Annotated in this window: 3 protein-coding genes, 2 tRNA genes and 1 rRNA gene; 5 read left to right on the top strand and 1 reads right to left on the bottom strand. The window is 64.1% G+C overall.

Annotated elements, in window-relative coordinates; translation table 11 throughout:
* Nucleotides 1-34: 34 nt before the first annotated feature.
* Nucleotides 35-1,255: a DUF4179 domain-containing protein gene (locus NZM16_RS05000; protein ID WP_295479042.1), complete on the top strand. Its 1,221-nt coding sequence runs from the start codon at nucleotides 35-37 to the stop codon at nucleotides 1,253-1,255.
* Here the strand turns inward: NZM16_RS05000 and rsmA are convergent.
* Nucleotides 1,233-2,228: a 16S rRNA (adenine(1518)-N(6)/adenine(1519)-N(6))-dimethyltransferase RsmA gene (rsmA, locus tag NZM16_RS04995; RefSeq protein WP_295479039.1), complete on the bottom strand. Its 996-nt coding sequence runs from the start codon at nucleotides 2,226-2,228 to the stop codon at nucleotides 1,233-1,235. The genes NZM16_RS05000 and rsmA overlap by 23 nt on opposite strands.
* Before the next feature lie 372 nt (nucleotides 2,229-2,600).
* On the opposite strand from rsmA, the gene NZM16_RS04990 reads away from it, so the two are divergent.
* The 4 genes from NZM16_RS04990 (at nucleotide 2,601) to NZM16_RS04975 (ending at nucleotide 7,550) form a co-directional block, all read left to right on the top strand.
* Nucleotides 2,601-3,095: a hypothetical protein gene (locus NZM16_RS04990; RefSeq protein WP_295452618.1), complete on the top strand. Its 495-nt coding sequence runs from the start codon at nucleotides 2,601-2,603 to the stop codon at nucleotides 3,093-3,095.
* Nucleotides 3,096-3,242: 147 nt separating this feature from the next.
* A tRNA-Ile gene (locus NZM16_RS04985) sits at nucleotides 3,243-3,316 on the top strand.
* Between the two features lie 7 nt (nucleotides 3,317-3,323).
* A tRNA-Ala gene (locus NZM16_RS04980) sits at nucleotides 3,324-3,399 on the top strand.
* A 259-nt stretch (nucleotides 3,400-3,658) separates the two neighbouring features.
* A 23S ribosomal RNA gene (locus NZM16_RS04975) occupies nucleotides 3,659-7,550 on the top strand.
* Nucleotides 7,551-7,715: the final 165 nt, after the last annotated feature.

Raw genomic sequence — 7,715 nt, 5'->3', positions numbered from 1 at the left:
CGCGCATAACCCCTGATGGAGGCGGAGGCGAACCATGGAAGAACGGTTGGGTTTCCCCCATAACGCAGAAGAAGAAGCGTGGCTGCGAGAAGGACTGGATCAGATTGCCCGGTCCCGAGTTCCCCCCGATCGGGATCTCTGGCCGGCGCTGCATGCCCGGCTGTTCGCCCCAGCTTCCCGTCCGGCCTGGCGGTGGAGGCGCCCGCCGGGGTGGGGCTGGCTGGCGGCGGGCCTGGCGCTGGTCATGGCCCTCGTTGGAATGGCCTACGCCCGCCCCCTCTGGGAGGCCTTTCTCTCCACCCATCTCCTGGAACAGGGCGGAAGGATGCACACGCTCTCGTTGAGCCAGACCCGGGATGGAATCACCGTAACGATCGAGCGGCTCTATGCCGATGCCAACCGCATCGTGATCGGTTATCGGATTCGCGGGCTTCCAACGGCCTCAGAGGTCGCCTGGCTGCCTCTGCTGACGCTGGAGGATCGGGAGGGGCGCCAGATCCCCATGCTGATGGGCGAGGGCGTAGCAGGTGCCTCGGAGATTCTGGGCCTGGCGCTGCCTGCGGGGGAAATCGGCGGGGCGGATAGCTTCGATCCCTGGGGGTTGCCCGGCTGGCCCACCCATCGGCCTGCAGCGCTTGACCTCCGGCTTCGGGTCATCCTTCATTCAATGCCTCAGCAGCCTCACCCTCCGCAGGCGCTGCACATCATCAGCTCTCCGGATGCCACATCGATGGAGAAATCACCATCGCCAGCTACAGCTCCCGCATCCCTGTCGGGACCCTCTTTTGTCTTCGATCTGAGGATCCCGGTGGAATCGGAAGCGGAGATCTATGGCCCGCACACCGTCCGCGCCCACGGCCTCGATCTCATGCTGGAGCGATGGGTCCGGGCTCCCTCCGGGATCCGGGCGCGGGTATGCTTCATTCCACCGGATCCTTCGTTGAGCTGGACAGCGATGGTCGAGCAGGCCTTCGCGATTGAGCCGGAGGTGGTGCCGAACGCCCACGTGGAAGGACCGGCTTCTAAGAGGACACTGACCGTGACCATACCGATCCTGACTGTGCCGCTGACCCGTGGGGGAGGGTGGATGTGTCAGGATGCCCTCTTCGCCGTCCCGGAGGAGACGGAGCGCGATCGCGAGGGCCCCATCGCCTTCCGGGTGGTTGAGCTGATCGGCTGGGGCCAGGGAAGCCCAGAACCGGCGGTCCGCCGGCCGGGGCCCTGGGAGTTTCTCATCCCGGTGGCCCATCGATAGGCGGGTGGGAGGTCCTCTCCTCGTTCTCCGGCCGACGGGGCGGCGACGGGCGGAGGGGGCGAAGGGACGCGCTCAGCTTGGCCCATTCCTCCAGCGAGAGCGTTTCGGCCCGTCGGGCGGGATCGATCCCGGCCTCTGCCAGTGCGGCCCGGACGAGGGCGTTGGGGAAGCCCAGGCCGTGACTCAGGGCGTTGTGTAATTGCTTGCGCCGTTGGCCGAACCCTGCCCGCACTACCTTGAAAAACCAGTCCGGATCCCCCATGTCCACCGCTGGCTGCTCATAGGGTTCGATCACCACCACCGCCGAGTCGACCTCCGGCGGGGGCCAGAAGGCCCCCGCCTGGATTCGATCGACCACCTGCGGACGCCCGTAAACCTGCACGCTCACCGCCAGCAGGCTCATCTCTCCTGGCCCAGCGGTGATCCGCCGGGCCACCTCCTGTTGAACCGTGAGGACGATCCGGCGGGGCTTCAGAGGCGCTTCCATCAGATGGCGCAGGATCGCTGAGGTGATGTAATACGGGATGTTGCCGACGGCCCGGTAGGGATGGCCCTGGACCAGATCGATGGGGTTGAGGGCCAGGATATCCCCAGCGATGATCGTGACGTGGGGAAAGGGGGCCACGATCTCGCGGAGCAGCGGCAGGAACCGTTCGTCGATCTCTACCGCCACCACGTGGTCGGCCCGCAGGGCCAGGTGGCGGGTCAGGGTGCCCGGTCCGGCCCCGATTTCCAGCACCCACTCTCCGGGCTCCAGCCCGGCCGCCTCGGCAATCCGGGCCAGGATGCGCTCATCGATCAGGAAGTGCTGGCCCAGCCGCTTGCGCGGCCGGATGCCGCGAGCCCTCAGATACTGGGGCCAGGAGATCGGAGACAGCATCTGGACACGCAATGGATCGCTCAACGGCGGGTCGCTCCCTCCAGAGTTCGGCTCGGCCTGCTGCGGTGGAGCGGTCAGGCCGGATCCCGCCATGCATCGCCGGGCGCCTCATCGATCTTTTCAATGGCTTTCAGAGGGGACCCATCGCCCCCGGACAGGCCTTCGGTCCCGGAATCTACGGGCGGAGCGCCCATCGGGCCCAGCCTCCGATAAGCGGCCCGGCCTTATCAGAAGATATTTTTCGGAAGCAGCGCCCAGGAGGCAAGCGCGACGGATCCCTCCTTCAAAGGCTGGGAATCGCCATCCGGTCGGAACCATGCTTTTGGCTCTGGCCCGAGCGTTATCCCCCTCCGGACTGTTCATAGCGTGTTCACAGGACAGGTGCATCATGAGGCAGTCCACTCTTAGGGGTCGGCTGAGGCGCAGGCGGAGATCCAGGAAGAACTGATCCCAAAGGAGGAGCAGATGTCCTCGACGCGCTCTGCTTCATCGACATCCCGCTGGTGGATGATTGCGATCGGGCTGGCGTTGATCGGTTTATGTGGGTGTGGCCTGTGTGTGGGCAGCGGAGGGCTTGCTGTGGTGACGGCGATCCTGGGGGCCGTTGGATGGGTTCAGGCCGAGGCGCGGCCCGCCCAAGCGGTGGCCGAGCAGTTCCTGACCGCGCTTCGGGAGGCGCGCTGGGAAGCCGCCTACGCCCTTTGCGCTCCGAGCTTTCGGGACGAACTAAGAGGGCCGGAAACCTTGGCTCAAACCTACGGCGGCGCCCGCCAGCCGGCGGGGTGGTCCTTCCGGTCCTGGAATGTCCAGCGCGAGGACGGAGTTCGGCGCGCGCAGCTGGGGGGCACGCTGACGACGGCAGGCGGCGAGGCCCTCTCGTTCGAGATCGAATTGGTCGTCGTGAGGGCAGAATCCGAGGAGACGTGGCGGGTGAGCGCGTTTCGGCTCTTGGAAGAATAGCGCCGGCCGTCTGTGGCCTTCGCCCCCCCTCCCTGGGGCAGAGCAGAGGCGGGGGCCTGATCGGCACGAAAAGGGTCAGCGGCTTGAAATAGGGATCTTGACAGGGACGGCGCCTGCCGTATAAAATCAAAGGCGCGATGGGATGATGGGCCTGTAGCTCAGGCGGTCAGAGCACTCCCCTGATAAGGGAGGGGTCCCTGGTTCGAGTCCAGGCAGGCCCACAGGGGTGGGGATGTAGCTCAGATGGGAGAGCGCCTCCTTTGCACGGAGGAGGTCACGGGTTCGAGTCCCGTCATCTCCACCATTTCCCTTGACAGGGAGAGAAGATCTCGTTATAATGGAAAGCCCGCAGGATGGAGGCTGACACCCGAAGCCGGGTGGGGAGCCTGGAGGCGGGAGCCAGCGGCCATCCGCTGGCGGGCTGGAACACGGATAGCGGCCCGTCAAGGAAGACCGGGCAGGAGTGTGTGGAAAGCCCGGGGAGCACCTTAACAACCGAACAGAGCGTGAGACGAAGTCGAAACACAACGCGGGCAGCTCGGGAAACGGGTTCTCCGCGTCACGTGTAAGCGAGTAAGGGCATGCGGTGGATGCCTTGGCGCCAGGGGCCGATGAAGGGCGCGGCACACTGCGAAAAGCCTCGGGGAGCCGTGTGCGGGCGCGATGACCCGGGGGTGCCCGAATGGGGAAACCCGCCTGGGGTGAACCCCAGGCATCCGTGGCTGAACCCATAGGCCACGGAGGGGCACGGGGGGAACTGAAACATCTTAGTACCCCCAGGAAAAGAAATCAACCGAGATTCCCCTAGTAGTGGCGAGCGAACGGGGAAGAGCCTAAACCCACAGGGTGCAAAAGCCCGAGGGCGTTGCCCTGTGGGGGTCGTGGGACCCATCTGGGGGCGGCCTCGGACGTCTCAGGGAGTGATCAAACCTTGGCCTAGCCGAAGCGGTCTGGAAAGGCCCGCCATAGAGGGTGATAGCCCCGTAGGCGAAAGGTCGAAGGTCTCCCGGGGATGGGATCCCGAGTACCACGGCCCACGGGGAAGGTCGTGGGAAGCAGGGGGGACCACCCTCCAAGGCTAAATACCCCTGGCGACCGATAGCGCACCAGTACCGTGAGGGAAAGGTGAAAAGAACCCCGGTGAGGGGAGTGAAACAGAACCTGAAACCGCATGCCTACAAGCGGTCCGAGGGCTATGGCCCCTTCGGGGGCAATGCCTGAGGGCGTGCCTTTTGGAGAATGAGCCGGCGAGTTACTCTCAGTGGCGAAGGCTAAGGGGGTCACACCCGGAGCCGGAGCGAAAGCGAGTCCGAACAGGGCGTCCCGTCGCTGGGAGTAGACGCGAAACCGGGTGAGCTACCCATGGCCAGGGTGAAGCGGGGCTAAACCCCCGTGGAGGCCCGAACCCATCACCAGTGCAAAGGTGTGGGATGAGCTGTGGGTAGGGGTGATATGCCAATCGAACCCGGAGATAGCTCGTTCTCCCCGAAATAGCTTTAGGGCTAGCCTCACGCGGTCCATGGCGGAGGTAGAGCACTGGTAGGGCTAGGGGCGTTATGCTACCGAACCCTGTCAAACTCCGAATGCCGCCATGTGCAGCGTGGGAGTCGGACCGTGGGGGATAACCTCCATTGGTCGAGAGGGAAACAACCCAGACCGCCTGCTAAGGCCCCCAAGTCCGGGCTCAGTGGGAAAGGATGTGGGGCTGCTATGACAGCCAGGAGGTTGGCTTAGAAGCAGCCATCCTTTAAAGAGTGCGTAACAGCTCACTGGTCGAGCGGCCCTGCGCCGAAAATGGAACGGGGCTCAAGCCCGGCGCCGAAGCAGCGGGTTTCCGCGCCGATGAGGCGCGGGAACGGTAGGGGAGCGTTCCGTCCGCGTGGAAGCGCGACCGTGAGGACGCGTGGAGCGGGCGGAAGTGAGAATGCCGGCACGAGTAGCGGAAGACGCGTGAGAACCGCGTCCGCCGAAGGCCTAAGGTTTCCGACGCAAGGTCGATCCGCGTCGGGTTAGGCGGGACCTAAGGCGAGGCCGAAAGGCGTAGCCGATGGACAGCCGGTTAATATTCCGGCCCCACCCGGGTGGAGCGAAGGGGGGACGCAGGAGGGTAGGCCAGCCGGCCGCTGGCTGTGCCGGTGCCAAGTCCTTAGGGCGATGAGGGCGGTAGGCAAATCCGCCGCCGGAGCCTGAGGGATGATGGCGAGCCGGGGAAACCCGGCGGAAGTGGTCGAGCCCACACTGCCGAGAAAAGCCTCTAAGCGTTGAAGCCCGGGTGCCCGTACCGCAAACCGACACCGGTAGGCTGGCGTAAGCGCGCCAAGGCGGACGGGAGAACCCTCCTCAGGGAACTCGGCAAACTGACCCCGTAACTTCGGGAGAAGGGGTGCCTCGCGTAGGGTGAGGCCTTCGGGCCGAGCCCGAGGAGGCCGCAGTGAACAGGCCCTGGCGACTGGTTACCTAAACCACAGGTCTCTGCCAACCCGTAAGGGGACGTATAGGGGCCGACGCCTGCCCAGTGCCGGAAGGTTAAGGGGAGGGGTGACCCGGCTTCGGCCGGTGTAGCCCTGAACTGAAGCCCCGGTGAACGGCGGCCGTAACTATAACGGTCCTAAGGTAGCGAAATTCCTTGTCGGGTAAGTTCCGACCCGCACGAAAGGCGTAACGACCGGGGCGCTGTCCCGAGGAGGGTCCCGGCGAAACTGCGAACTGCGTGAAGACGCGCAGTGCCCGCAGCGGGACAAAAAGACCCCGTGGAGCTTTACTGGAGCCTGGTATTGGGTTAGGGTTTGGCCTGTGTAGGATAGGTGGGAGGCGGAGAAGCCTGGGCGCCAGCCTGGGTGGAGCCACCGGTGAAATACCACCCTGGTCAAATCTTGGCCCTAACGCCGACCCGTGAACCCGGGCGGCGGACAGTGCCTGGTGGCCAGTTTTGCTGGGGCGGCAGCCTCCTAAAAAGTAACGGAGGCGCCCAAAGGTCCCCTCAGGCGGAATGGAAACCCGCCGTCGAGTGCAAGGGCATAAGGGGGCTTGACTGCGAGGCTGACAGGCCGAGCAGGGGCGAAAGCCGGGCCTAGTGACCCCACGGTTCCGTGTGGAAGGGCCGTGGATCAACGGATAAAAGCTACCCCGGGGATAACAGGCTGGTGAGGCCCAAGAGTTCACATCGACGGCCTCGCTCGGCACCTCGATGTCGGCTCAAGCGCTGGGCCCCTGCAGGGGTAACCCTGCAGGTCACATCCGGCTTATAACGGGGAAGCCCTAACGACCAGAGGCAATTGCCCTGGGCTCGAGGGTAATCCCGTGGGAAGTCGAGGAGCGGAAATGCTGCCAGAGCCTCTCCACGCAGTTGTTGTTGGCACCCTGCTGGGGGACGCGTGTTTAGAGCAAAACGGCCGATGGTGGCGCCTGCGGATTGATCACCGGATCGAGGACGTGGAATACGTAAGATGGAAATACAAAATGCTCCTCCCTATCGTCGCCAACCCGCCGCGACAAATCCTCGTCTGGGATCAACGAACCCGGCGTTACTATGGGCACGTCCGCTTCGACACGCGTAGCATCCCTGAGCTGGGTTGGTATGCAGAGCGGTTCTACGTCAACGGCTGTAAAGGTGTGCCCCATGATATTCGCCGCCTGCTTAGCAGCCCGCTGGCTCTGGCAGTGTGGTATATGGATGACGGACATCGCCGCAGGGACTGCAGAGCTCTGCGCCTTAACACCCAAGCATTCGGCTTCGAGGAGGTAGAGCGGCTGATCGAAGCCCTGGAGGGTAACTTCGGCATCGAAGCCCGCCCTCACCGTGTCTCAGGAAACCAGTGGGTAATATACATCCCCGCAAAAGAGGCGCCGCGGTTCTGCGACCTGATCCGTCAACATATACCCCCAGAAATGGGATACAAGCTCCTCTGACCCCGTAACGACTGAGGGCCTTGAGCCCGAGATGGCTGGTCCGGAGGTCTCGCAAGAGGCCTCTAATCTATGGCGGCTATCAAACGCCGGACCCCTGATGGGCGATGGTCAGGGTGATGATATAGTCTACGCCACCGGAAACGGTGGGGAGACGTGCATCGCATCCTGGGGCTGGACAAGGTCCCAAGGGTCGGGCTGTTCGCCCGTTAAAGCGGTACGTGAGCTGGGTTCAGACCGTCGTGAGACAGGTCGGTCTCTATCCGCTGTGGGCGTTGGGGGCTTGAGGGGTGCTGCCCCTAGTACGAGAGGACCGGGGTGGACGGACCTCTGGTGTGCCGGTTGTCGCGCCAGCGGCATCGCCGGGTAGCCAACGTCCGGACGGGATAACCGCTGAAAGCATCTAAGCGGGAAGCCCACCCCAAGATGAGGCCCCCCACCGGCTTCGACCGGGTAAGGCCGCCGGGAGACCACCGGTTTGATAGGCCGCAGGTGGAAGCCCGGTAACGGGTGAAGCTGAGCGGTACTAACGGCCGAGGGCTTACACGTGACGCGGAGAACTCGTCGCCCGAGCCCACGCTCTGTTCGGTTGGAAAAGGCGCGGGGGTGGATATAGGTGGTTACACCCCCCCAATTTTTTTTTTTTGGGAGAGCGCTGACACAACCCCAAACCCCAAGATAGCACCCCCCCCCATTGATAAAGAATGAAAAATT

The sequence above is a fragment of the Thermoflexus sp. genome, from assembly GCF_025055495.1.
In the GTDB taxonomy this organism is placed as follows: domain Bacteria; phylum Chloroflexota; class Anaerolineae; order Thermoflexales; family Thermoflexaceae; genus Thermoflexus.
This window is presented reverse-complemented; position numbering and strand designations above follow the sequence as displayed.